This is a genomic window from Amycolatopsis echigonensis (assembly GCF_014174495.1).
GTDB classification, from domain to species: domain Bacteria; phylum Actinomycetota; class Actinomycetes; order Mycobacteriales; family Pseudonocardiaceae; genus Amycolatopsis; species Amycolatopsis echigonensis.
Window position 1 is genome coordinate 1 of record NZ_JACJHR010000044.1, and the last position, 22,024, is coordinate 22,024.

Genomic DNA, 22,024 nt, shown 5'->3' on the forward strand with positions numbered 1-22,024 from the left:
TGACCGGCAGGTCGAAGGCCGTGAGTTCGTCGTGGACCGGGGCGTAATGGCCCTTGAGGTGGAAATCGGTGGTGGCCATGGATTCACGCGGCTTTCTGGGCGCGAGCCCGGACGATGCGCGGGTAGCGAATGGTGAACGAAATCGGAACCGCGAAGCCGAGGACCTTGATGATGATCAACCCGACGGTGGCGTGCGGTGCGGAGTGCAACAGCACGGCTTCGGCGATCCCGGCGAGCGTGAAGCTGGCTGCCCACACGGCGGTGATGACGACGTTCACCCGGCGAAACACCGGCGTCGCAGCGATTTCCGGCGGGACCATGGTTTTCGCGATCCCCAGCGTGAACGGCCGTTTCGCCGCGATCGAACCCCAGGCGGTCGCCGCCAGCCAAAGATCGGTCAGCGCGCCGACGTAATCCCTGAGCGGCGAGGCCGGGTCGCTGAAGGACCAGACCGAAAGAACCGCGAAGAACACCACTGCGGAGACCTCGATGAACAAGGTGTCCCAGTCCTTGCCGCGCCGGCGTTCGAGCAGGAGCAGCCCGCCCGCGAGCACCAGTCCGGTCAGTCCGGACCACCGCCAGTCGGCCTGGGTGGACACGATCGCGAAGGCGATCCACGGAAGGAAGCTCTTCAGGTAGTTCATCGGGTGCCCCTCGCTCACGTTCCTGTAGTGACATGTCAACGCTAGAACGTGCGGACTGGACATGTCAATAGTGGAAGGTAGGCTGGGTGCATGACTTTGCGACACGCGGTGCTCGGGCTGCTCGCCACCGCCCCCGGAAGCGGCTACGACCTGCTGAAACGCTTCGAAACGGCGATGTCGAGCGTCTGGACGGCCACGCAGAGCCAGCTGTACGGGGAACTGGGCAAGCTGGAGAGCGCGGACCTGATCAAGGTCTCCGCGGAGGGCCCGCGCGGCCGCAAGGAGTACGCGATCACCGACGCCGGGCGCGAGGAACTGCGCAAGTGGCTGCTGGAGGAGAGGCCGCCGGCGGCGCGGCGAAACGAAATGCTGCTGCGGGTGTACTTCCTGGGCGAAGTCACGCCGGAGGAAGCCCGCGGGTTCCTCGGCAGGCAAGGAGCCTCCGCCGAGCGCTTGGTCGAAGAACTGGCGGCGATCGAAGCCTCGGTCGACTGGGACGACAGCGATCTGTCGCTCTACGGCCGCCTGGCCCTGGAGTGGGGCAAGCGGTACGCGGCGATGGAACGGGACTGGGCGGAGTGGGCGGCGGAGACGATCCGTGCCCGCCGCGGGTGACGTGGGGGAGCGAGCGTGACCGAGAGCCAGGTCCGGCACTGCGGCGACGACGCTGTTTTCGCGCACGACCTTCGGGACGAGGGCCAGCCGGAGGCCGAGTTCAATCCCGGCATCGCCGCCCGGCTGCCGCGGAAGAACGCGGCCGCGGGCGTTCTCGCGCGCGATGAACACGACCAGGTTCTGTTCGTTTCTCCGACCTACAAGCCGTTCCTGGAGATTCCCGGCGGTTTGGTCGAAGACGACGAGTCACCGTTGGCGGCGTGCCGTCGAGAGGTGCGCGAAGAACTCGGCATCGACCTGACGGTGGGGCGGCTTCTCCTCGTCGACTGGTTGCCCGCGCACGGCGTTTGGCGGGACAGCCTGCAGTTCGTCTTCGACGGCGGCGTGCTGAGCCGGGAACAGATCAGCGCCATCAGTCTTGCCGGGGACGAATTGAGCGGGTTCGAGTTCCTTGACCTTGAGGTCGCGCAATCGCAATTGCGGCCCTCTAAGGCGCGGCGAATCGCGCTGGCGCACCGAGCGTTGCTGGCCGGGGAGACTTTCTACGGCGAGTTCGGCCGGAGGCTCGGGTAGTCCGAGCCTCCGGCCGAGTGTCACGCGTCGGAAGACCGCTTCCAGATGTTGATGTCTTCCTCGGTGGCGTGCTGGTCGATCTCGGCCAGCTCCTCGTCGGTGAACGACAAGTTGTCCAGCGCGGCCACGTTGTCCTCCAGCTGCTTCACGCTGCTGGCCCCGATCACGAGCGACGTCATCCGCGGATCCCGCAACGCCCACGCCAGCGCGAGCTGCGCCAGCGTCTGCCCCCGCCGTCCGGCGATTTCGCTCAGCGCGCGGATCTTGCCGAGCTTCTCCTCGGTGATCGTGTCCGGATTCAGCGACTTCCCTTGTGCCGCCCGCGAATCCGAGGGCACCCCGGAAAGGTACTTGTCCGTCAGCAGCCCTTGCGCCAGCGGCGAAAACGCGATGCACCCGGCCCCGGCCTGCTCCAGGGTGCCGAGCAGATCGTCGGTCTCGGTCCAGCGGTTGAACATCGAATACGACGGCTGGTGGATCAGCAGCGGCGTTCCCAGCTCCCGCAGCAGCTGTGCGGCCTCCGCGGTGCGCGCGGAGTTGTAGGACGAGATCCCGACGTACAGCGCCTTGCCGGACCGGACCGCCCGGTCGAGCGCCCCGACGGTCTCCTCCAGCGGCGTCTCCGGATCGAACCGGTGCGAGTAGAAGATGTCGACGTAGTCCAGCCCCATGCGGCCGAGCGACTGGTCGAGGCTGGCCAGCAGGTACTTCCGCGAACCCCACTCGCCGTACGGGCCGGGCCACATGTCGTACCCGGCCTTGGTGGAAATGATCAGCTCGTCGCGGTACGGCTTCAGGTCGCTCGCCAGCAACCGGCCGAAGTTCCGCTCGGCGCTGCCGTAGGGCGGGCCGTAGTTGTTGGCCAGGTCGAAATGCGTGATTCCGAGGTCGAACGCCCGGCGCACGATCTCGCGCTGGACAGCGAAGGGCCGATCGTCCCCGAAGTTGTGCCACAGCCCGAGCGAGATCGCGGGCAGCTTCAGGCCGCTGCGCCCGCAGCGGCGGTAGGGCATCGAGTCGTACCGGGTATCAGCGGCAGCGTAAGTCACGCCGCGATGCTAGCCCGCGAGCTGTCGCCGAGCTCCGCGCACGGTGGGTGACCTCCCTTGCCTTCCAAATCCGGTTTCGCGCGCGATGTCCCGTTTGGCCCCGTACTATGCGGGGCCATGGCTGGGCGGTCGCGAGTGCGACGAAGAAGGATGCTGAGTCGGCTCGCGCTGGTGCTGGCGGTCGTTGCCATGGCGGCGGGATGCGGCAGCGGTCCGGCGGAGACGTTCGCGAAGACGAACGCCTGTGAGTTGCTGGCAACTGCAGCGCGGGGCACGCCGATCGACCCGCAGCGAAGCGAGTACAAGCTGACGGAATCCACCCCGGCCGTGACGGGAGGGGTAGGCGGCTGCCGCACCGAGTGGAACCCGCCGCGCGGCAAGCTGACCGGCGACCTGGCCGCGACTCTGGACCTGGCCGAGGCGGAGGATTGGAGCGGGCACAGCGAGCCGAGTTCCCAGGGCGGGCATGAACTCCGGAAGGACACCACGAAAGGCGGCGGCGGATGCCGATATCAGGTCCAGATTTCCGGCACTGACGCGGCGGTGCACATCTGGTACCTCGACCGATCGGTGGGCAACGAAGGGTCCTGCCCGGTCGCGAAACGATTAGTGGACCAGGTCCTGCCCAGCCTGCCGTGAAGCGGGTCCGGTGCTCGACATCGCGAACCCGAGGCCCGGGTGGCGGCTCTGGCAAGCGCGCTCGGCGCCGTCGTGACGTTCGCCCGCTGTCCTCCGTTCAGCGCGACTAGCCAGTACAGTGCAGGTGAGCGATCGCTTAGGAGGTCACGTGGGCACCGGGTTTTTCTCGTCCGTCGACGATGTGTCGGCGCAGCTGGCCGAGGCCGGGTACCTCGCGTCGACCGCGGTCGCGACCACGGTGTTCCTCGCCGACCGGCTCGGGAAGCCGCTGCTGGTCGAGGGCCCGGCCGGGGTCGGCAAGACCGCGCTGGCGACGGCGGTCGCCGAGGTCACCGGCTCGCGGCTGGTGCGGTTGCAGTGCTACGAGGGCATCGACGAGGCCCGCGCGCTGTACGAGTGGAACCACGCGAAGCAGCTGCTGCGGATCACCGCGGGCCGCGACGAGACGTGGGACGAGGCGCGAACCGACATCTTCGGCGAGGAATTCCTGCTGCGCCGCCCGCTGCTCACCGCGATTTCCGGCACCGAGCCGACCGTGCTGCTGATCGACGAAACGGACAAGGCCGACGTCGAGATCGAGGGCCTGCTGCTGGAGGTGCTCGGCGATTTCCAGGTGACCGTGCCGGAACTGGGCACGATCACCGCGACGCAGCAGCCGTTCGTGGTGCTGACGTCGAACGCGACGCGCGAGCTGTCCGAGGCGTTGCGGCGGCGGTGCCTGTTCCTGCACATCGATTTCCCGGACGAGGACCTCGAACGCGAGATCGTCCGGCTGAAGGTGCCCGGCATCGAGGCCGCGCTGGCGGATTCGGTGGTGCGGGTGATCGCCGCGCTGCGGGCGATGGACCTGCGAAAACTGCCGTCGGTGGCGGAGACCGTCGACTGGGCGCGCACGCTGCTGGAACTGGGCGCGGGCGCGCTCGACGAGCGGGTGGTGCGCGAAAGCCTCGGCGTCGTGCTGAAGCACCAGGACGACATCGCGAAGGCCGGGGCCGGGCTGAATCTCGACCGGGTGCTGGACGCGTCATGACCGCCGCGCCGGGCCTGACCGGACGGCTCGCCGAGTTCGTGCGGGCCCTGCGGGCGCAAGGCATCCCGGCCGGTCCGGGCGAGACGGCCGACGCGGCGGCCGCGCTGGAAGTGCTCGGCCTGGACGACCGCGAACTGGTCCGCGAAGGGCTCGCCGCCGCGCTGGTCCGCCGGGGCGGGCAGCGGTCGGTGTTCGACGCCGCGTTCGACCTGTACTTTCCCGCCGGCATCGGCGCCCCGGAGCTGGCGCGCGAAAACCCCCCGCAGGACCGGGAGGAACTGCGGGAAGCGCTCGCCGCCGCCCTGGCCGAGGGCGACGACCAGGCGTTGGACCAGCTCGCCGGACTCGCCGTGGAGCTGCTGGGCCAGTACGGCGTCGGAACCGGCCCGGGCGGCGGGTACTCCGCGCACCAGACGCTGGACCGCCTGCAACCGCAGACGCTCATCGCCCAGGTGCTGGCCGCGATGCGCGCCTCGGGTACTTCGGACGAGTTCACCGACCGGCTCACGCGCGACGAAATCCGCCGCCGCGTCGAGGGTTTCCGCGGACGGGTGCGTACCGAGGCGCGCCGCCGGGCCGCCGAAGTCCGCGGCCGGGAACGGATCGCCAAGCACGCGATCGCTCCTGCAGCCGACCGCGTCGACTTCCTCCTGGCCAGCCGTACGCAATTGGCCGAGCTGCGGCGCACGATCCAGCCGCTGTCCCGCAAACTCGCCACCAGACTTGCCGCGCGCCGCAAACGCACTACCCGCGGCCAGATCGACTTGCGCCGAACGCTGCGTCGTTCACTCTCCACTGGCGGCGTGCCCTTGCGCCCAGCTTACCGGCACCGACGCCCCGGTCGCCCGGAAATCATCCTGCTGTGCGATCTTTCCGGCTCGGTGGCGGGTTTCGCGAACTTCACGATGCTGCTGGTGCAAGCTTTGCGGGACCAGTTCAGCAAAATCCGCGTTTTCGGTTTCGTCGACAGCACCGACGAGGTAACGCACCTCGTGGACACCGGTGCCGCCGATCCCGAACAGCTGGGCGCGCGAATGCTCAGCGAAGCCGCGGTAGTCCGCTGGGACGGCCACAGTGATTACGGCCGCGCGCTAGGCCAGTTCACTTCGCACTGGCTGGACGCCGTCGGCCCGAGAACGTCAGTCCTCATCCTGGGCGACGCTCGAACGAACGGCGGCGATCCGAACCTGGACGCCGTCCGCGCGATCCGCTCCCGTGCCCGGCATGTCCACTGGCTGAACCCCGAACGCCGATCCCTGTGGGGGACCGGCGATTCGGCCGCGCCGGACTACGCGGAGCTGGTGGAGATGCACGAATGCCGGAACGCGCAGCAGCTGGGCGTGCTGGTCACGCGTCTTCTGCCGACCTGAGCCAGCCGTCAATCTCCTTGCGCAGCAACGCTTTGGTCTCCTCCGGCGCGAACGAGGCCTGCACCGCGTTGCTCGCCAGCTTGGCGAGTGTCGCGTCGTCGTAACCGAAAACTTCCCTCGCGCGAGTGAATTCGTCGGTGATCGTGGTGCCCGTGACGTCAGGGACATCGGTGTTGAGCGTGACGCTGAGCCCCGCCTCGATCAACTGGGGCAGCGGGTGCTCCGGGAGCGTCGGCACCAACCCGAGCGCGACGTTCGACGAGGGACACACCTCGAGCGCGATCCCGGCTTCCGCGGTCTGAGAGGTCAGCTCCGGGTCCTCCAGGATGCGGATCCCGTGCCCGATCCGCTCGGTGCCGCCGATTTCGATCGCCTCGCGGATGCTGTCCGGTCCGGCGTCTTCGCCAGCGTGGTGAACGAGGTGCAACCCCGCCTCGCGCGCCCGGACGAAGACTTCTCGGAACGGAGCGAGCGAGTGCTTTTCCTCGCCAGCCATCCCGATCGCGACGATCTCTTCGTGCCGCTTGGCCAGCTCCAGCGTCTTCTCCGCCCGCTCGACCGACCGTCGCCGCGAGTGGTCGAGGATCAACCGCCATTGCAGCCCATGCTCTTTCCCGCCGTCCCACAGTCCTTTGAGGACTGCGTTCAGCGGCAGTTCAAAGTCCCCGATCCGTTCCCCGTGCGAGGCAGCGGTGAACGTGACCTCGACGTACCGGGTCCCCTGAGCGGCTTCGTCCGCGCAGAACTCGCGCGCGATCCGCTCGAAGTCCGCGCCTTCGCGCAAACACGAACGAGTGAGACTGTTGCGATCGGCGAACGCCCGAAACCCGTCGAACGCTGCGGGCTTGTCCGGCACCTGGACCCCGTGGGCAACCGCGAGTTCCTTGAGCGTGCCGGGTCGGATGGTGCTCTCGAGGTGGACGTGGAGGTGCACCTTGGGAAGGGCCGAAAGATCGCGCACGCGTGGATGATGCCCGCCTCGCGCGTCTCCTGTCATCCCGGTTTCGCCGGGAACCCTCGGAGACCGGTCGGCGTTGGGGTAGGTGACGGAAGTTTCCGCAGGGAAGGGACTTTGCGCGATGGCGTTGATGAAGAAACTCACCGTGCTGGCCGGTGCCGCGAGCGCGGTGTCGTACGTGCGGAAGAACCCGGAGAAAGTGAACGAGGCGGTAGGCAAGGCGGCGCGCTTCGTGGACGAGAAGACGAACGGGCGATATCACTCGCAGATCGAGGGAGCTGTCCGGAAGGTCTCGGAGACGACCCGCCCCCGGACGGCCGAGTGAGTCTTGGCTTGGCCCGGGTGCCGGTGGGGGAGTAAGCGGGTGGCCTGCGGGGCGAGGTGGGTGGCTCGCGGGTTGTAGCGTGCTGCGCTGGCGGCGTTCGCTTCAGCGGGCGGGGTTCTGGCCGATCACTTCCTGTGGCGTCGGTTCGTGCAGTTGTTCCGCCTCTGAGCACCCTCGATCGGCATTCGAGGCCCAGGCACGCCTTCCCTCGCTGGTCGGCGAGGCACCGGCGGAGCCCAGCTATCCGCGCCACAACCTTGGCCGGTTGTTCTGCCGCGCCCGCGATGGGTACTTGCCGATTCTGGCCGGTCGTGCTGGCCAGGCTGGTCTGCGGAGTCGGACCGGCCGTTCTGATCAGTTCTGGGGAGCCGGACCGGCCGTTCTGATCAGTTCTGGCTTGCGCCGCCGCCGAGGCTCGCCCATCGTTCCGCCCTGCTCACGTAGCCGCTCCACCGTGGATTCGGCCGTCGGTGCAAGCCAAGCGGAGGCGCTCTGCATGGTCCAGCTGGCGCGTCCAACCCAGCCAGCGTTCTTGCTCGCCAGCCTAGTCTCAGTTCGGCCCAGCCCTCACTCCTCAGCCAGCGCCGCGAGCACGCCCTCCCCGTACTTCGTCAGCTTGCTCTCGCCGATCCCGCTCACCGTGCCCAGTGCGTCGAGCGTCGTCGGCTTCAGCGCGGCGATCTGGCGCAGCGTGGCGTCGTGGAAGATGAAGTACGCCGGGACGCCTTGTTCCTTCGCCGTTGCCGCGCGCCAGGCACGCAGGCGCTCGAACACCGGTGCCGCTTCCTCGGGCATCTCGATCGGAGCAGCCGCCGCCGTGCGGCGGGAGGTTCGCGGGGCGCGCGCCGGGCGTTCCGGTTCGCGCCGCAACAGTACTTCTTGCGAGCCGTTCAGCACCGCCGTCGAGCCTTCGGTCAGCACCAGCGACCCGTAATCCCCTTCGACCGCGAGCAGGTTGCGGGCCAGCAGTTGCCGCACCACCGCGCGCCATTCCGGTTCGCGCAGTTCGGTGCCGATGCCGAAGACCTTCAGCGTGTCGTGCTGGAACTGGGTGACCTTCGGGGTTGTCTTCCCCAGCAGGATGTCGATGATCTGGCCCGCACCGAACTTCTGCCGTCGTTCGTTGCGCAGCCGGACCACTGTGGACAGCAGTTTCTGCGCGGGAATGGTGCCGTCCCAGCGTTCCGGCGGAGTCAAGCAAGTGTCGCAGTTCCCGCACGGCTGGCCGGACTGCCCGAAGTACGCGAGGATCTGCGTGCGCCGGCATTCGACCGTCTCGCACAGCGCCAGCATCGCGTGCAGGTGCTGGGCCTGCAGGCGGCGGTGCATTTCGTCGCCCTCGGAGTTGTCGATCATTTTGCGTTGCTGCACTACGTCTTGCAGCCCGTACGCGAGCCAGGCGGTCGACGGCAGCCCGTCACGGCCCGCGCGGCCGGTTTCCTGGTAGTAGCCTTCGACGGACTTCGGCAGGTCCAGGTGTGCGACGAACCGCACGTCCGGTTTGTCGATGCCCATGCCGAACGCGATCGTGGCGACCACGACGAGCCCGTCCTCGCGCAGGAACCTCGACTGGTTCCTCGCGCGGGTCGCCTTGTCGAGCCCGGCGTGGTACGGCAGCGCCGGGATTCCGTTCTGCACCAGGAAATCCGCCGTCTTCTCCACCGACGCGCGGGACAGGCAGTAGACGATTCCGGCGTCGCCCTGGTGCTCGGTGCGCAGGAGTTCGAGCAGCTGCTTCTGCGGCGAGTTCTTCGGCACGATCCGGTACTGGATGTTCGGCCGGTCGAAGCTCGCGACGAAGTGCTTCGCGCTGTCCAGTCCGAGCCGCTGCGAGATTTCCTTGTGCGTGGCCTCGGTCGCGGTGGCGGTGAGCGCGATCCGGGGCACGTCCGGCCAGCGTTCGTGCAGCGACGACAGCATCAGGTAGTCGGGCCGGAAATCGTGGCCCCACTGGGAGACGCAGTGCGCCTCGTCGATCGCGAACAGGGCGATCTTGCCGCGGTCGAGCAGCCGCACGGTGGATTCGACCGACAGCCGTTCGGGCGCGAGGTAGAGCAGGTCCAGTTCGCCCGCGACGAACGCCTCCTCCACCTCCTGCCGCTGCGCGAAATCCTGGGTGGAGTTGAGGAATCCGGCGCGCACGCCGACGTTGCGCAGCGCGTCGACCTGGTCCTGCATCAGCGCGATGAGCGGCGAGATCACGACGCCGACGCCCGGCCGCACCAGCGCCGGGATCTGGTAGCACAGCGATTTCCCGCCGCCGGTGGGCATGAGCACCAGCGCGTCGCCGCCGGAGATCACGTGCTCGACGATCTCCGCCTGGTCGCCGCGGAACGCGTCGTAGCCGAAGACGCGCTGCAGGGTCTCGAGAGCGGGGGAACGGGTGGCCTGCTCGGCCAGATCGGGGTGCGCCACGCGGCCGATTCTAGGGCGGGAGGCCGTCCGGGCGAGCCTGCCCCGCCGGGTCCGGCGCGAGAGTCCCCGTCGCGCTGGCCGTTTTCGGGCGGTGTAGCGGGCCCGGTCGCGCAGGGTGAGCAGCAAGGCGACTGGTAGCTGTTGGGATGACGGGACCCTTCATGACGTCCCCGTGACAGACGGTGTCGAGACTTCAGTCCCAGTGCCGTTCGCATTCGGTCCCGAGGCGCACAATGGGACCCGTGGCTTTTCCGATCGATGACCTGACCGGGTATTTCTCGGGCGAATGGCTGCTCGCGCGCGAAATCGTCGACGTCGACGGGGCGGCGATGGGCGAGGCGAGCGGCCGCGCGACGTTCACCTCCGACGACGGGGTGCTCGTCTACCACGAGTCGGGAGAGCTGCAGCTCGGAGCGCATCGCGGACCGTTTGTCCGCACTCTGCACTACCGGCCGGCCGGAGGCTCGCGCGCCGCGGTCCACTTCGACCACGGCGGGTTCTTCCACGACCTGGACCTGGCGACCGGGGAGTGGACGGCCGATCATCCGTGCGCCGCCGACTGGTATCGCGGGGCTTACCGCGTGCTCGACGACCGCCAGTGGGTACAGGAGTGGGTGGTGACCGGACCAGCCAAGGATCATGTGATCACCAGCCGGTTCACCCGAGCGGACAAGTGATCTTCCCAGGCCCGATTCCGCACCGCCGCGCTCGGCACGCGGCGGATATCGAAGCGAATGTCCTGCGTGGACTACTTGCGCCGGTTGCGCAGGATCACCAGCAGAACCACTATCGCCGAAACCGCGCAAGCCGCGGTGATCACCATGCCCGCCCAGGTGGGAATCGCGACACCGGCGATGTTGTCGAATCCGGGCAGGGCGCGGGGCGCGGGGATCGCCACGGGGCCCTCCGTTCGCGTCGTCGGCGTGCAGGTTGCTTGCGTGCCGGAGTTTACCTGACGTCGGACGCCACCGTCAGGTCCGAAGTGGACGGTTGCGGTCACCGTTGGTAGTCAGCGGATTTACCCCTGCTGAAGCGGTTTGGCCGGTGCGAGTGGACCCCTCGCGCCGCTCGAGTCACAGTGCTGGGCACAGACGGATCTTCGAGGCATGATCGAGGCAAGCGCACGACGACGGAGGAGGAGCGCGAGATGAATGTGGCCGATCTGCTCGTGGACGGATTCGGCCGGGTGCGGGAAGTGGTGCACCAGGCAGTCGACGGGCTGACCGCGGAGCAGCTGGCGGCGCGACCCGGCCCGGACGCCAACTCGATCGGCTGGCTGGTCTGGCATTTGGCGAGGGTGCAGGACGACCACGTCGCGGACGTCGCGGGCACCGACCAGCTCTGGACGGCCAAGGACTGGCGCGAGAAATTCGACCTGCCGTTCCCGGCAGGCGACATCGGCTACGGGCACAGCAGCGACGACGTCGCCAAGGTGCGGCCGCAGTCGCCGGATTTGCTCACCGGCTACTACGACGCCGTGCACGAGCACACGGTGTCCTGGGTGACCAGCCTCGACGAGGCGGCGCTGGACCGCGTGGTCGACGAAGGCTGGAACCCACCGGTGACGCTCGGCGTCCGGCTGGTCAGCGTGCTGTCCGACGACCTCCAGCACGCCGGACAAGCCGCCTACGTGAGGGGGCTGCTGCTGGGATGACCGCATTGGGGTGACTGACGCTCTGGGCGAGTGACCGGTCCCGCCCGGAGAGCGACAATCGGCTGGGGATAGGGGGCCTGCGTGCGGCAGACGTAGCGGCGTGGCATCGGTCGGTAAGCCGAGTGCTTCGCCTTGCAGGCGCCATGCGGCGAGGCCTGGGCGGTTGCGGTCGCCTGCGGGCAGTGGCCCTTATTCGTCGGACGGGGCGGGAGCATCCGACCGGTCGGCTAGCTGCGTCGGCTTGCACGTGGTGCGTCGCCAGATCCGGACGTCAAGCCTGTGAGTCCGTAGCCGGGGACGGCGGGCGTGCTGCGTGCGGCTGTTCGCGTCCAGTGCTTGCGGACCGCGTGCCAGGTATGGCGGGCTGTCGCGCGGGGTCGGCGGCGCGAGGCCGTGGGCTGCTCAGGTTTCGGCGGCGGGTGGGGGCGGGGCGGTGAGGCAGGCTGAGTGCGGCTGACTGGTGACGCGCGGCGGCACTCCCGGGCCGGGAGACCTCGGTGCCGTAAGCCTGCACACTGCGGGAACCCGCGCCCGGCGGGAACCTGCGGCCTGCGGGAACCTGCGGCCTGCGGGAACCTGCGGCCTGCGGGAACCCGCACCCTGCGGGAACCCGCGGCCTCCGAGACCCCGCGGCCTGCGGGACCCCGCGGCCTGCGGGAACCCGCAGCCTCCGCGAAACCTCAGCCGCCGAGCGGTGTCACTCGTACTCCGTTCCCCGGTGGTCCGGCAGCCGTCGCGGGCCGGGGCCGTCGTGGCCTAGTTGGTCGTTCGGGTTGGCGAGGCGGCATTTGGCCAGGGACATGCAGCCGCAGCCGATGCAGTCGTTCAGCTGGTCCCGGAGTTGTTCCAGCTGGCGGATGCGGTGGTCCAGGTCGGAGCGCCAGCAGGACGAGATGCGGGACCAGTCGGCGCGGGTGGGGGTCCGGTCGTCCGGCAGGAGGGCCAGCACGTCACGAATCTGCGCCAGCGGCATGCCCACCCGCTGCGACATGCGGATGAACGTGACCCGCCGCAGGGCGTCGCGGCGGTAGCGGCGTTGGTTGCCCGCGGTGCGCCTGCTGCGGATCAGGTTTTCGTCCTCGTAGAACCGCAGGGCCGACGCCGGTACGCCGCTCCGGCGGGAGAGTTCGCCCACGGTCAGTTCGGGCAGCTCCGTCTTCGCCATGCGCTCAGCATAGCTTGACTTAAAGGGAGCTTGAAGTTCGAGACTCGCTTCCGGAGGCGGGAAACCTGTTCCGCCCCGGGAAAGGAGAAAAACGTGTCCGAAGCTCCCGTCCGGCTCGCTGTGCTCGTCGGCAGTGCCCGGGAAGGGCGGTTCGCCCCCACGGTCGCGCGCTGGTTCGCCCGCCAGGCCGACCGGCACGGCGGGTTCGCGGTCGACGTCGTCGACGTCGCCGAGATCTCGTTGCCGCTCGCGATGAACGGCGAGGGGGCCGAGCCCGTCGCCGCCCGGCTCGAAGCGGCGGACGCGTTCGTCGTGATCACGCCGGAGTACAACCACAGCTACCCGGCCGCGCTCAAGAACGTCCTCGACTGGTTCCGCGGCGAATGGCAGGCAAAACCGGTCGCTTTCGTCTCCTACGGCGGGATTTCCGGCGGACTGCGCGCGGTCGAACACCTCCGTCCGGTCTTCGCGGAACTGCACGCGGTAACCATCCGCGAAACCGTGAGCTTCCACGGAGCGCACGGCCGGTTCGGGGAGAACGGCGAACCGGTCGACCCGGCCGCGGAGACTGCGGCGAAGGCGTTGCTTGACCAGCTCGAGTGGTGGGCTCGTGCGTTGCAGGAGGCGCGGTTGGTGCGGGCGTACCCGGCGTAGCTGTGGCGGGGCGGCGACGGTCGGTGCAGCCGGGTCTTGACCAGGTGGGCAGTGTGTCCGTGCGTTGCAGGAGGCGCGGAGCGGCGGAGCTCGGCACGGCGGGATCTCGTCCAGGCGGGCAGTAAGGCTGGGACGGCGGAGGTCGGGGCAGTTCTGGGTATGCCCGGAGGAACAGGCCCATCGCGGCAGCGTCCACGATGGGATGGCGAAAGGCGGCGCGATCCCGGGCATCGGCAGGGCGCGCGATGTCGCCAGAGCGGGCGGAAGCCGGTGCCAAGCGGCTGCAGTGCCCTCGACGGCATCGCCTCTCCCGCCTTAGCTTCCCCCTGCAAGAGCGGCGAAGGCCGGGAGATACCCCAGGCCTTCGCCGCCTTCCCGGACAGCACCGGCCGGGCCGTGCTTGCGCGGCGGCTGATCAACCGTGTCCGCCGAGGCCAAGCTCACCCGGCGTAACTGTCCACACCAGACCGCCGCGCGAAGGCAGGGGCGTGTTCCGGCCGAATTCCCACGCCGCCAAGGTATGCGGTCACCCCGGAAAGCACCGGGAATCGTTGCAGCATTCGCATCGGCGCGGGCAGGCGGTTCAGGGTTCCGTCGAGCGCCGGGCGCAGCAGCATTTCGTGTTCGCCCCGTTGGCTGGACTGCACCGCGACAGTGGGCAGCAACCGGCGGCGGCGGATCGCGGCCAGGCGGGACGTCGGAACTTCCCTGCGCCGCAACGGTTCCGCGAGCAGCCGGGCGGTCGCGACGGCGTCCTGCACGGCGAGGTTCACGCCGACGCCGCCCACCGGCGACATCGGGTGGGCCGCGTCGCCGATGCACAACGCTCCCGGCGCGTGCCAGCGCGGCAGCAGGCCCATGGTCACCTCTAGCAGCTTCACGTCGTCCCACGAACGGACGGCGGACAACTGCGCGGGCGTCCAACCGAACAACTCTCCCAGCCGCGAACGGAATCCGTCGATGAGGCCGGAGCGCAGCCGCGCGTCTTGGCCGCGGGGGATGAGGTACGAGGTCTGGTAGTAGTCGCCGCGATCCATGGTCACCGAGGCGTATCCGGGGCCGAACCTCGCGAACACCCCCGGTTCGCCCGGTCCGGCTTTCGGCACCCGGACCTGCCAAACGTCCATCGGGACTTCCGACTCCCGCAGTGCGAGGCCGAGTTCACGGCGCACCGTCGACCAGCGTCCATCACAGCCGACGGTCAGCGGTGCTTCGAGTGCGGCAACGGCACCGGTGTCGTCGCGGTAGTTCACGCCGGTCACGCGTCCGCCCTCGCGGCGCAGGGAAACGACGGAAGCGCCCATGCGCAGGGAGAATTTCGGTTCGGCCGCACCGGCTTCGGCCAGCAGGCCCAGGAATTCGGCTTGCGGCACCATCGCGATGTGCTTGTGCGGGCCGCGCAGTCTGCTGAAATCGGCGGCCACCACGGTCTCTTCGCCGATCTCCATTTTCATCCGCTCCAGGACCGAACGGGACAGAGCGGCGAACCGGGTGCCAAGGCCTAGCTCGTCCAACAGCCGCAGGGTCGACGGGTGCACGGTGTCGCCGCGGAAATCCCGCAGGAAGTCGCGGTGCTTCTCCAGCACCACCACCTCGACCCCGGCCCGCGCCAGCAGCAGGCCCAGCATCACGCCGGCCGGGCCGCCCCCGGCCACCACGCATCCGGTCCGCTCCATCGGGACCTCCAATCTTAGATAGACTCTAAGTTTAGAGTAACGCTAAGATTCACGCCATGACCGGGTTGCGGGAAGAGAAGAAACGGCGGACCCGCCAGGCGCTGATCGAGGCCGCGCTCACGTTGTTCGACGAGCAGGGCTACGACGGCACGACCGTCGCCGAGATCTCCGCTCGGGCGAAGGTGTCCCCGGCGACCTACTTCAACTACTTCGCCGCCAAAGAGGACGTGGTCTTCGCTGACCAGCATCTTTACGACGAGGTGGTGGACGAGGTCTTCGCGGCGGCGGAGCCGGGCGCACCGGTGGCGGAGCTGGTGACCAGAACCGTCCACGCGCTGGCGACGGCGGACGCGTGGAGTTTTCCCCTGGACCATCCGCTCACGGAGGTCCGGACGCGGCTGCTGGCTGGGGTGCCGGCGTTGCGCGCCGGATACCTGCTGCGCAACGCCGCGGTAGGCGATCGGTGGGCGGAGAAGCTCTACGAGACGTGTGCGCCGCAGCTGGACCGGGTCGAGGCTGCCGCGTTGACGGGTGCGGTGCTGGGCGCGTTGGAAGCGGCGTTGCGGCAGGTGCCGCAAGGACACAGCGCGACGGAGGTCGTCCTGGGCATCGTCGAGCGGGTGGTGTACGGGTTTGTGCCCAAGGCGAAAGACTAGTTGCAGTACAAGGATTCGAGTTTGGTGTCCGAGGCGACGACGGTGATCCCTTTGCCGACCGGCTGCCCGGTCGCCGCCATTGACGCGGACACAGTGCAGACCACCTGCTGCAGACCGATCGGGTAGAGCGATTTCATCGATTCCGCGACGGTTACGGTGACCGGAAGCTTGGAGGCGTCGACTGTGACGTGCTGGCCGGGCGTGAGCATCGAGTAGAAACCCTCTTGCTCTTCCTGGCGCGTCGGACCGCCGAACAGTTCGGTCAGCACTGTCGTGGGGGTCGCGTCCTTCGCCCAGGCGCGTTGCACCGGGCTGATCTGTCCCGCGTAGACGAAGTAGAGCGTGATCTGCGGCCGCGGTTCGCCCAGCTGGAACCCGCCGGGCGCCTCGCCGGCGGAGATCACTCCGGTCGGCTGGATGCCGCAGCCGGCGAGGAGAAAGACCGAGATCAGCGCCAAGACAAGCCGGGGAAGTTTCATCGCTCCTCCTGCGCGGTACGGGGCAGCCGGAGCGTGAACCGGGCCCCGTCGCCGGTGTTCGCCGCTTCGATGTCGCCGCCGTGCAGCCGGGCGTTCTCCAGCGCGATCGACAAGCCGAGGCCGCTGCCTTCAGAGCGGGCCCGCGAGGTGTCGGCCTTCGCGAAGCGGTCGAACACCTTCGGCAGCACCTCCTCGGGGATTCCCGGGCCGTGATCGGTGACCGTCAGCGAGACCGCCGCGTCGTCGGCGGTCGCCCGGATTTCGACCGGCGGTGCGCCGTGGCGCAGGGCGTTGCCGACGAGGTTGGCGACCACGAGGTCGAGCCGCCGCGGGTCGGCGGGCACGGTGACGCTGGGGAGGTCGGCCGTCACGGAGTCGGTCCAGCCGCGGGCGGCGAGGCTGTTCGCCACCGCCTCGGCGAGGTCGACCTGTTCGACTCGCAGTTCGGCCCGTCCGGCGTCGAACCGGGAGATCTCGACCAGGTCCTGCACGAGCCGCGTCAGCCGGCGCGTTTCGGCCGACACCAGCCGCGCTGCCACCGCGGTGTCCGCGGGCAGCTGATCGGCGTCTTCGTCGAGGACGTCGGTGACCACGTTCATCGCGGCCAGCGGGGTGCGCAGCTCGTGCGAGACGTCCGCGACGAACCTGCGCGCGTCGGCCTCCATTTCGCGCAGCGAGCCGACGGTGCGCTCCAGTTCCGCCGCGGTGTGGTTGAACGTGGTGACCAGCTGGGCCAGCTCGTCGGAACCCTTGGCGGGCAACCGAACGTCGAGCTGTCCGTCACCGAGTTTGCGCGCCGCCGAATTCAGCGCGCGCACCGGCTGCAGCACCTGCCGCGCGGCCAGCAGCGCCAGCGCGACCGCGACCGGCAGGGCCAGCGCGGTCATCTGCCACGCGCGCGTCGCCAGCTGCTCGATCGCGGTCTGCTGGGTGGCGAGCGGGACCGTTTTGTACACCTCGATGCCGGTGTGTTCGCCCTGCTTCGCGCCGTAGCGCAGCAGCGGCATCCCGATGTAGAGCACCGGACGGCCGCCCTCGAGGACCCGCTGGAACTGGATGGTGGTCCCCGCCGCGACCTCGCTGCGCAGGCCGGCGGGGATGTCCGCCGGATTCAGCCCGACGCGCGAATGCAGCGACCCGAAGACCACGGTCGTGATGCCCTTGAGCGAACTCGCCATGTTGTCGAGCTGCCGCTGGTCGGGCGGGAGCGTCAGCTGCGGCAGGTACGCCCTGACCTCGTCGCGCAGCTGCACCATCGCCGGATCCTGCACGCCGGCCAGGATCGTGTTGCGCGCGGTCACATAGCTCGCGCCCGCCGCCGCGCCCGCGCCGACCAGGGTCATCGCCGCGAACGCCAGTACCAGTCGCAGGCGCAGCCCGGACGCCCACGACCGGAGCCGCTTCACGACCCGGCCCTCACGAGCGACCGAACCGGTAGCCGAAGCCGCGGACGGTCTGCACGTGGTCCGGCCGCGCCGGAACGTCCTCGATCTTCGCGCGCAGCCGCTGCACGCACGCGTCGACCAGGCGGGAATCGCCGAGGTAGTCGTGCCCCCACACGGAGGTGAGCAGCTGGCTGCGGCTGTACACCTGGCCCGGCGTGCGCGAGATCTCCAGCAGCAGCTTCAGCTCGGTCGGCGTGAGCGAAACCTGCTCGCCGTGTTTGCGCACCAGCATCCCGGCCCGGTCGATCACCAGGTCGCCGTGCTGTTCGGGTCCCGCGGCACCGGGTTCGGCGGCGGTGCGGCGCAGCACCGCGCGGATCCGGGCGTCGAGCACACGCGGTTCGATCGGCTTCACCACATAGTCGTCCGCGCCCGCTTCGAGCCCGGCGACGACGTCGAAATCGTCGCTGCGCGCGGTGAGCATGATGATCGGCACCTGGCCGAGCGCGCGGATCCGGCGGCAGGTCTCGAATCCGTCGATGCCGGGCAGCATCAGGTCGAGCACCACGAGCTCCGGCGCGCGTTCGCGCAGCTGGGTCACGCCGTCCTCGCCGGTCGCGGCGGTGTGCACCGTGTGTCCCTGACGGCGCAGCGCCAGCTCCATGCCCTCGCGGACGGACGCGTCGTCCTCGATCACCAACACCACTGCCACAAGGGCCATTATTCGGACTGTTCGCGGATCCGCGCGAGCCGGGCCGATCTTGTAGCGAAACCATGACACAGCCCAGACGGGATCCCGAAATCCCGCGGCCAGGCTCGAAGGCATGGCAGTGCTGACTCCTCACCCCCCGACTCGCCCTCCGACGTCCGAAGCGCGCCCGTCCTCGCCCCGGCACGCGCTCGCCCCTCGCCGGCGTTCGCGGACCGCCGTGCTGGTCGCGGCCGCGATCGGGTTCGCGGGCGCGTTCGTCGTCGCCTATCTGCTGTTCGTGCGGACCGAGGCCGGGCAGCGCGCGGAGGACGGAGTGGTCCGCTTCGCGCAGAACCTTCCGCGGTCCACTGTGGACTGGGCGCGGCCGCTGGCCGGGGTCGACGGGGTCGAGGTGTTCGGGGCGGCCGGAATCGTCATCGTGGCGCTTGCGGTGCTGCGCAAGCGATTCGCGCTCGGCGTGACCGCGCTGGTGCTGTATTTGCTGCCGCTGGCCGCCGCGCAGCTGCTCAAGATCTACCTGCTGGACCGGCCCGACGTCGGTTCGGCCGGAGCTCCGCACCACAACAGCTTTCCGAGCGGGCACGTGAGCGCGGCGACCGCCGTGCTGCTGGCACTGGCCGTGGTGCTGCCCGCGCGGTTCCGGACCTGGGTGCTCGTCGTGGGTGCGCCCGGCGTCGCCTGGGTGGCCGCGGCGACCGTCGCGCTCAGCTGGCACCGGCTGTCGGACACCGTGGGCGCGTGCCTGCTGGTGGCCGCGGTCGTGTCGGCGGGCGCGGCGGTCGTCTCGGCGCGCCGTCCGGACGGCGGCCGGATTCCGCCGGTGCTGACGGCGGTCGCGCTGCTCGGGCCGGTCGCGGGGGTGCTGGGCGGCTACGCGGTGCTCGCGTCGGCGACGTCGGTGCCCGCCCGGTTCATCGCGGCACTGGTGCTCGCGGCGTTGAGTGCGATGGCGGTGGTGTTGCTGGCCGCCGGACCACTCCGGCGGGTGAACTTCGACCCGTCCGGGGCGCGGAACCGGTTGTGCGCTGGTGAGCGTTGATCCCGGCGCTAGCCGCGATCGCCGCTCACGAGGGGTTCCGGCGCGGTTTGATCCGCACCGCGGGCAGCGGGGGAGCGGGCAGCCGCGCCGGGCCGCCGGGGTACGGCTCGATCGCGCCGAACTGGTCGGAATTCGCCTCCCACGCCGCGCGGTACTCGGCGATCTCGTCGTGGCTGCGGCCGACGAAGTTCCACCACATCAGGATTTCCTCGCCGAACGGCGGCCCGCCGAGCACGATCGCGCGGGCGGGCCCAGGCCCGGGGTTGTGCAGGTCGAGCGTGGTCGCGCCGATGCCGAGGTAGCCGAGCTGCGCCCGCTGCAGCGGGGTGCCCGCGAAGGCGAGCTCGCCGGTGTCGAGCAGGACGCCGTGCTCGAAGGACGGATCCGCGTCGAGGCTGATGCCCGCTCCCGGGTCGAGGACGATTTCCGCGCCCAGCAACGGAGTGAACGTCTTCACCGGCGAGGTTTCCCCGGCCAGCGAGCCGAGGAAGACGCGCGCGGTGGCCCCGCCGAGTTGGGTGGCCGGCGGGACGTAGTGCTGGAAGTCGCGGGCGGTGTGCCGGTGCTCGTCCGGCAGCGCGACCCAGAGCTGGACGCCGTGCAGCGTCGTGGTTTCCGGCGTCGACACCTCTTCGTGGCAGATGCCGTGCCCGCCGGTCATCAGGTTCAGCTCGCCGGGCCGGACCATCGCGTGCGAGCCGAGGCTGTCGCGGTGCTCGATCTCGCCGGTGAACAGCCAGCTCACCGTCTGCAGCCCGGTGTGCGGATGCGGGCCGACGGACATGCCGCCGCTGACGGAGGTGTCGTCGGGGCCGTAGTGGTCGGCGAAGCACCACGCGCCGATGAGCGATCGCTGGCGTTGCGGCAGCGTGCGGCGGACCGGCATCGCCCGCGGCCCGCCGAGCGGGACGGAGCGGGCGTCGAGGATCTCGACCTTGCCGGGGGCGACGGGGTCGCCGCCGCACGCTAGTTCGGCCGGGTCGGCCTCGACGTTGCTCATGCTGGACACGATAACCGGCGGTCAGCGGGGAACAAGGTTGCGGAGCCAGCCGAGCGCGGCCGGGAGCGCGTTGAGCACCGAGACGTGCCCGTCGCGCGGACGCGACCACAGTTCCGCGTCCGGGAGATTCCGCAGGAGCCATTCGCCGTGGCGGAACGGCACGACCCGGTCGTCGCCGCCGTGCACCAGCAGCACCGGAACGCGTACGTCGGCGACAGCAAAGCCCCACGGCGCGACGTACGCGAGATCGTCGTCGGCTTCCGCGGCGATGTCGGACGCGGCGCCGGCGTCTTGCCCCAGCGGCTCCCACGTGCCGCGCAAGGCCGCCCAGTCCGCGTCGGTGAAGCTCGTCGGGTCGAATTCCTGCGTTTCTCCGTGCCGCAGCCGGGTTTCGCGGCCCTTGCGGGCGGCCCGCAGCGAGCTGTCATCGGCCATCCCGCCGTACCAGTCGTACTCCTCGGAGAACGGCGCCAAGCTGGCGAGGCACACCGCCGCCGTCACCCGATCCGGCAGCTTCGCAGCGCAAGCCAGGGCGTGCGGCCCGCCGCCGGACGCTCCCATCACCGCGAAGCGCGGCAGGTCCAGCGCGTCCGCCACCTGAAGCACGTCCGCAGCGGCCGACCCCACCGTCAGCCCGATCTCCGGAGTGGATTCGGCGTATCCGGGCCGCGCATACGAAACGACCCGAAAGCCCCGCGCGGCCGCAGCCTCGACGACGGGCGACAGCAAGCGACCGGATTGCGGAGTCCCGTGGTGCCACACCACCGGAAAGCCGTCGCCGCCACTGTCGTGGACCCGGAGGTTCCGGCCGTCCGGCAGCGGCAGATCGGTGGTAGTCGTCCCCATGCCGGGGACTCTAGCCACCCCGACGCGCCCGGTCGGCGAAATTGTCCCAAGCCTGGCGGACCAGCGCGGGATGCGCGAGCAGATCCGACGCGGTCCGGGCCAACGCCGACGCCGTCGCGAGCAGCACCGTCCGAGCCCGCGGCGACCCCGTCGCCTCGGCGAACGCCCGGCTGCCGACCGCGCGCACCGGATCGTGGAGCGCGACCGACGGATGGATCGTCGGCATCCGCACGCTCAAGTCGCCCACCTCGGCCCGGCCGGGGACCGCCGCGGTGCCCGACGGCGACGCGTGGATCCCGCACGCCGCGAGATGCCGGGCGAAATGCCCGGACAGCACCGGATTGTCGTGGAACCGCGCGTGAATCGGGCCGAACCGTTCGACGTTCGCCTTGGTTCCGGTCGCCATCGCGGCGCCCTCGGCGGCCGTGGTCACTTCGGTGACGACCCGGCCGAGCGTTTCCGAATCCGGCGCGCGCAACCCGAACCGGGCCTCGGCGAAATCGGGCACCACGTCGGTGGATTCCCCGCCGTGCGTCACGATTCCCCGCACCGCCGCGCCGGACGGCAGCCGGGCCCGCAGCGCGGCGATCGCGGTGAAGACCTGCACCAGCCCGGCGACCGCGTCGGTGCTGTCTTCGGGCGCTGGGCCCGAATTCCCGTGCACGGTGACGCGCAGCTCGGTCCGCGCGGCGAGCGGCGCGGCGGCCCAGGTGTGCACGCCGGGTTGAAAAGTCAGCACCGCGTCGATCCCGTCGGCGGGGCGGTCGGTGACGACGACGGAACCGGATTCCAGCGTCCGGACGGTGGCGAGCGCGGCGCCGGCCACCGCCGCGGCGACGAGGTTGTGCCCGAATTCCCGGTGCCGGTCGGACGGAAGCAGCAGTGCGACGCACGGACGTCCGGAACCGTACCGCGCGGTGCGGCCGGTGATTTCGAAGCCGGCTCGCGCGAGCGGACCGAGATCCGGCTCCTGGTCGCCGTCCGGCTCGCGGGACCAGGCCCAGAGCCGCTCGGCGAGCAGTTCGATCTCGTGGTCGGTCCGGTCGTGCCGGTCCTCGTCGGACTCCATGCCGCCCAGGTACCCACCGGGCAGGCATTCGATCCCTGCCGGAAGTGGGTAATTCGGCCGTTGGCGCGCCA

At 69.9% G+C, this 22,024-nt stretch carries 24 protein-coding genes; 11 read left to right on the forward strand and 13 right to left on the reverse strand.

The window, feature by feature from the left end; genetic code table 11:
* Positions 1–83 precede the first annotated feature (83 nt).
* On the reverse strand, positions 84–644 hold the full coding sequence (locus tag H5411_RS27110; RefSeq protein ID WP_101439136.1) for a hypothetical protein: 561 nt from the start codon (positions 642–644) through the stop codon (positions 84–86).
* 90 nt (positions 645–734) lie between these two features.
* On the opposite strand from H5411_RS27110, the gene H5411_RS27115 reads away from it, so the two are divergent.
* A complete protein-coding gene (locus H5411_RS27115; protein WP_101439137.1) occupies positions 735–1,259 on the forward strand; it encodes a PadR family transcriptional regulator in 525 nt (174 codons plus the stop codon).
* Positions 1,260–1,274: 15 nt separating this feature from the next.
* Positions 1,275–1,832 carry an NUDIX domain-containing protein gene (locus H5411_RS27120; protein WP_101439138.1) on the forward strand — a complete coding sequence of 186 codons (558 nt, stop codon included), beginning with the start codon at positions 1,275–1,277 and terminating at the stop codon, positions 1,830–1,832.
* 20 nt (positions 1,833–1,852) lie between these two features.
* On the opposite strand, the gene mgrA is transcribed toward H5411_RS27120, so the two are convergent.
* Complete coding sequence (gene mgrA / locus H5411_RS27125) at positions 1,853–2,881, reverse strand: L-glyceraldehyde 3-phosphate reductase (protein ID WP_101439139.1); 1,029 nt, start codon at positions 2,879–2,881, stop codon at positions 1,853–1,855.
* A 150-nt stretch (positions 2,882–3,031) separates the two neighbouring features.
* Here mgrA and H5411_RS27130 point away from each other — a divergent pair, with 150 nt between their 5' ends.
* The 3 genes from H5411_RS27130 to H5411_RS27140 all read left to right on the forward strand — a co-directional run bounded on the left by H5411_RS27130 (position 3,032) and on the right by H5411_RS27140 (position 5,920).
* Entirely contained in the window at positions 3,032–3,520 is a 489-nt protein-coding gene (locus H5411_RS27130; RefSeq protein WP_101439140.1) for a hypothetical protein, read from the forward strand.
* A 148-nt stretch (positions 3,521–3,668) separates the two neighbouring features.
* Positions 3,669–4,550 (forward strand): AAA family ATPase, encoded by an 882-nt coding sequence (locus H5411_RS27135; RefSeq protein WP_101439141.1) that lies wholly within the window; start codon positions 3,669–3,671, stop codon positions 4,548–4,550.
* Entirely contained in the window at positions 4,547–5,920 is a 1,374-nt protein-coding gene (locus tag H5411_RS27140; protein ID WP_101439142.1) for a vWA domain-containing protein, read from the forward strand. The genes H5411_RS27135 and H5411_RS27140 overlap by 4 nt, the downstream gene beginning before the upstream one ends.
* On the opposite strand, the gene add is transcribed toward H5411_RS27140, so the two are convergent.
* A complete protein-coding gene (gene add / locus H5411_RS27145) occupies positions 5,898–6,881 on the reverse strand; it encodes an adenosine deaminase (RefSeq protein ID WP_101439143.1) in 984 nt (327 codons plus the stop codon). The genes H5411_RS27140 and add overlap by 23 nt on opposite strands.
* 118 nt (positions 6,882–6,999) lie before the next feature.
* Here add and H5411_RS27150 point away from each other — a divergent pair, with 118 nt between their 5' ends.
* The gene (locus H5411_RS27150) at positions 7,000–7,203 is read left to right on the forward strand and encodes an antitoxin (protein WP_101439144.1); all 204 of its coding nucleotides are present in this window, start codon (positions 7,000–7,002) and stop codon (positions 7,201–7,203) included.
* A 567-nt stretch (positions 7,204–7,770) separates the two neighbouring features.
* Here H5411_RS27150 and recQ read toward each other — a convergent pair.
* The gene (gene recQ, locus H5411_RS27155; RefSeq protein ID WP_183125438.1) at positions 7,771–9,618 is read right to left on the reverse strand and encodes a DNA helicase RecQ; all 1,848 of its coding nucleotides are present in this window, start codon (positions 9,616–9,618) and stop codon (positions 7,771–7,773) included.
* A gap of 233 nt (positions 9,619–9,851) precedes the next feature.
* Here recQ and H5411_RS27160 point away from each other — a divergent pair, with 233 nt between their 5' ends.
* The gene (locus tag H5411_RS27160; RefSeq protein ID WP_101439146.1) at positions 9,852–10,295 is read left to right on the forward strand and encodes a DUF6314 family protein; all 444 of its coding nucleotides are present in this window, start codon (positions 9,852–9,854) and stop codon (positions 10,293–10,295) included.
* Positions 10,296–10,366: 71 nt separating this feature from the next.
* Here H5411_RS27160 and H5411_RS27165 read toward each other — a convergent pair whose 3' ends face one another.
* Positions 10,367–10,516 carry a hypothetical protein gene (locus tag H5411_RS27165; RefSeq protein ID WP_158242549.1) on the reverse strand — a complete coding sequence of 50 codons (150 nt, stop codon included), beginning with the start codon at positions 10,514–10,516 and terminating at the stop codon, positions 10,367–10,369.
* 249 nt (positions 10,517–10,765) lie between these two features.
* Between H5411_RS27165 and H5411_RS27170 the strand changes: the two genes are divergently transcribed.
* A complete protein-coding gene (locus H5411_RS27170) occupies positions 10,766–11,272 on the forward strand; it encodes a mycothiol transferase (protein WP_101439147.1) in 507 nt (168 codons plus the stop codon).
* 697 nt (positions 11,273–11,969) lie between these two features.
* On the opposite strand, the gene soxR is transcribed toward H5411_RS27170, so the two are convergent.
* Positions 11,970–12,437 carry a redox-sensitive transcriptional activator SoxR gene (gene soxR / locus H5411_RS27175; RefSeq protein WP_101439148.1) on the reverse strand — a complete coding sequence of 156 codons (468 nt, stop codon included), beginning with the start codon at positions 12,435–12,437 and terminating at the stop codon, positions 11,970–11,972.
* A 93-nt stretch (positions 12,438–12,530) separates the two neighbouring features.
* On the opposite strand from soxR, the gene H5411_RS27180 reads away from it, so the two are divergent.
* Positions 12,531–13,091, forward strand: coding sequence for an NADPH-dependent FMN reductase (locus tag H5411_RS27180; RefSeq protein WP_183125439.1), 561 nt, complete (start codon positions 12,531–12,533; stop codon positions 13,089–13,091).
* Between the two features lie 440 nt (positions 13,092–13,531).
* Here H5411_RS27180 and H5411_RS27185 read toward each other — a convergent pair whose 3' ends face one another.
* Complete coding sequence (locus tag H5411_RS27185) at positions 13,532–14,767, reverse strand: FAD-dependent oxidoreductase (protein ID WP_183125440.1); 1,236 nt, start codon at positions 14,765–14,767, stop codon at positions 13,532–13,534.
* Between the two features lie 56 nt (positions 14,768–14,823).
* Between H5411_RS27185 and H5411_RS27190 the strand changes: the two genes are divergently transcribed.
* Entirely contained in the window at positions 14,824–15,423 is a 600-nt protein-coding gene (locus H5411_RS27190; RefSeq protein WP_183125441.1) for a TetR/AcrR family transcriptional regulator, read from the forward strand.
* Here the strand turns inward: H5411_RS27190 and H5411_RS27195 are convergent.
* The 3 genes from H5411_RS27195 to H5411_RS27205 form a co-directional block, all read right to left on the reverse strand.
* A complete protein-coding gene (locus tag H5411_RS27195) occupies positions 15,420–15,902 on the reverse strand; it encodes a hypothetical protein (RefSeq protein ID WP_183125442.1) in 483 nt (160 codons plus the stop codon). The genes H5411_RS27190 and H5411_RS27195 overlap by 4 nt on opposite strands.
* Entirely contained in the window at positions 15,899–17,245 is a 1,347-nt protein-coding gene (locus H5411_RS27200; protein ID WP_220817547.1) for a sensor histidine kinase, read from the reverse strand. The genes H5411_RS27195 and H5411_RS27200 overlap by 4 nt, the downstream gene beginning before the upstream one ends.
* 73 nt (positions 17,246–17,318) lie before the next feature.
* Complete coding sequence (locus H5411_RS27205; RefSeq protein WP_183125478.1) at positions 17,319–17,999, reverse strand: response regulator transcription factor; 681 nt, start codon at positions 17,997–17,999, stop codon at positions 17,319–17,321.
* Positions 18,000–18,111: 112 nt separating this feature from the next.
* Here H5411_RS27205 and H5411_RS27210 point away from each other — a divergent pair, with 112 nt between their 5' ends.
* Positions 18,112–19,038, forward strand: coding sequence for a phosphatase PAP2 family protein (locus H5411_RS27210; RefSeq protein WP_183125444.1), 927 nt, complete (start codon positions 18,112–18,114; stop codon positions 19,036–19,038).
* 25 nt (positions 19,039–19,063) lie between these two features.
* On the opposite strand, the gene H5411_RS27215 is transcribed toward H5411_RS27210, so the two are convergent.
* From H5411_RS27215 to H5411_RS27225, 3 genes are read right to left on the reverse strand one after another with little or no spacing between them, the layout of a single operon-like run.
* The gene (locus H5411_RS27215) at positions 19,064–20,038 is read right to left on the reverse strand and encodes a pirin family protein (RefSeq protein WP_183125445.1); all 975 of its coding nucleotides are present in this window, start codon (positions 20,036–20,038) and stop codon (positions 19,064–19,066) included.
* A 21-nt stretch (positions 20,039–20,059) separates the two neighbouring features.
* Positions 20,060–20,884 carry an alpha/beta fold hydrolase gene (locus H5411_RS27220; RefSeq protein ID WP_183125446.1) on the reverse strand — a complete coding sequence of 275 codons (825 nt, stop codon included), beginning with the start codon at positions 20,882–20,884 and terminating at the stop codon, positions 20,060–20,062.
* A gap of 10 nt (positions 20,885–20,894) precedes the next feature.
* Entirely contained in the window at positions 20,895–21,953 is a 1,059-nt protein-coding gene (locus H5411_RS27225; protein ID WP_183125447.1) for a peptidase dimerization domain-containing protein, read from the reverse strand.
* Positions 21,954–22,024: the final 71 nt, after the last annotated feature.

Excerpts from the sequence above, each read along its gene's own strand:
- H5411_RS27110 (WP_101439136.1), bottom strand. The coding sequence starts at position 644 with ATGAACTACCTGAAGAGCTTCCTTCCGTGGATCGCCTTCGCGATCGTG.
- H5411_RS27115 (WP_101439137.1), top strand. The coding sequence starts at position 735 with ATGACTTTGCGACACGCGGTGCTCGGGCTGCTCGCCACCGCCCCCGGA.
- H5411_RS27130 (WP_101439140.1), top strand. The coding sequence starts at position 3,032 with ATGCTGAGTCGGCTCGCGCTGGTGCTGGCGGTCGTTGCCATGGCGGCG.
- H5411_RS27140 (WP_101439142.1), top strand. The coding sequence starts at position 4,547 with ATGACCGCCGCGCCGGGCCTGACCGGACGGCTCGCCGAGTTCGTGCGG.
- H5411_RS27150 (WP_101439144.1), top strand. The coding sequence starts at position 7,000 with ATGGCGTTGATGAAGAAACTCACCGTGCTGGCCGGTGCCGCGAGCGCG.
- H5411_RS27160 (WP_101439146.1), top strand. The coding sequence starts at position 9,852 with ATGGGACCCGTGGCTTTTCCGATCGATGACCTGACCGGGTATTTCTCG.
- H5411_RS27170 (WP_101439147.1), top strand. The coding sequence starts at position 10,766 with ATGAATGTGGCCGATCTGCTCGTGGACGGATTCGGCCGGGTGCGGGAA.
- soxR (WP_101439148.1), bottom strand. The coding sequence starts at position 12,437 with ATGGCGAAGACGGAGCTGCCCGAACTGACCGTGGGCGAACTCTCCCGC.
- H5411_RS27185 (WP_183125440.1), bottom strand. The coding sequence starts at position 14,767 with ATGGAGCGGACCGGATGCGTGGTGGCCGGGGGCGGCCCGGCCGGCGTG.
- H5411_RS27190 (WP_183125441.1), top strand. The coding sequence starts at position 14,824 with ATGACCGGGTTGCGGGAAGAGAAGAAACGGCGGACCCGCCAGGCGCTG.
- H5411_RS27195 (WP_183125442.1), bottom strand. The coding sequence starts at position 15,902 with ATGAAACTTCCCCGGCTTGTCTTGGCGCTGATCTCGGTCTTTCTCCTC.
- H5411_RS27200 (WP_220817547.1), bottom strand. The coding sequence starts at position 17,245 with ATGACCCTGGTCGGCGCGGGCGCGGCGGCGGGCGCGAGCTATGTGACC.
- H5411_RS27210 (WP_183125444.1), top strand. The coding sequence starts at position 18,112 with ATGGCAGTGCTGACTCCTCACCCCCCGACTCGCCCTCCGACGTCCGAA.
- H5411_RS27215 (WP_183125445.1), bottom strand. The coding sequence starts at position 20,038 with ATGAGCAACGTCGAGGCCGACCCGGCCGAACTAGCGTGCGGCGGCGAC.
- H5411_RS27220 (WP_183125446.1), bottom strand. The coding sequence starts at position 20,884 with ATGGGGACGACTACCACCGATCTGCCGCTGCCGGACGGCCGGAACCTC.
- H5411_RS27225 (WP_183125447.1), bottom strand. The coding sequence starts at position 21,953 with ATGGAGTCCGACGAGGACCGGCACGACCGGACCGACCACGAGATCGAA.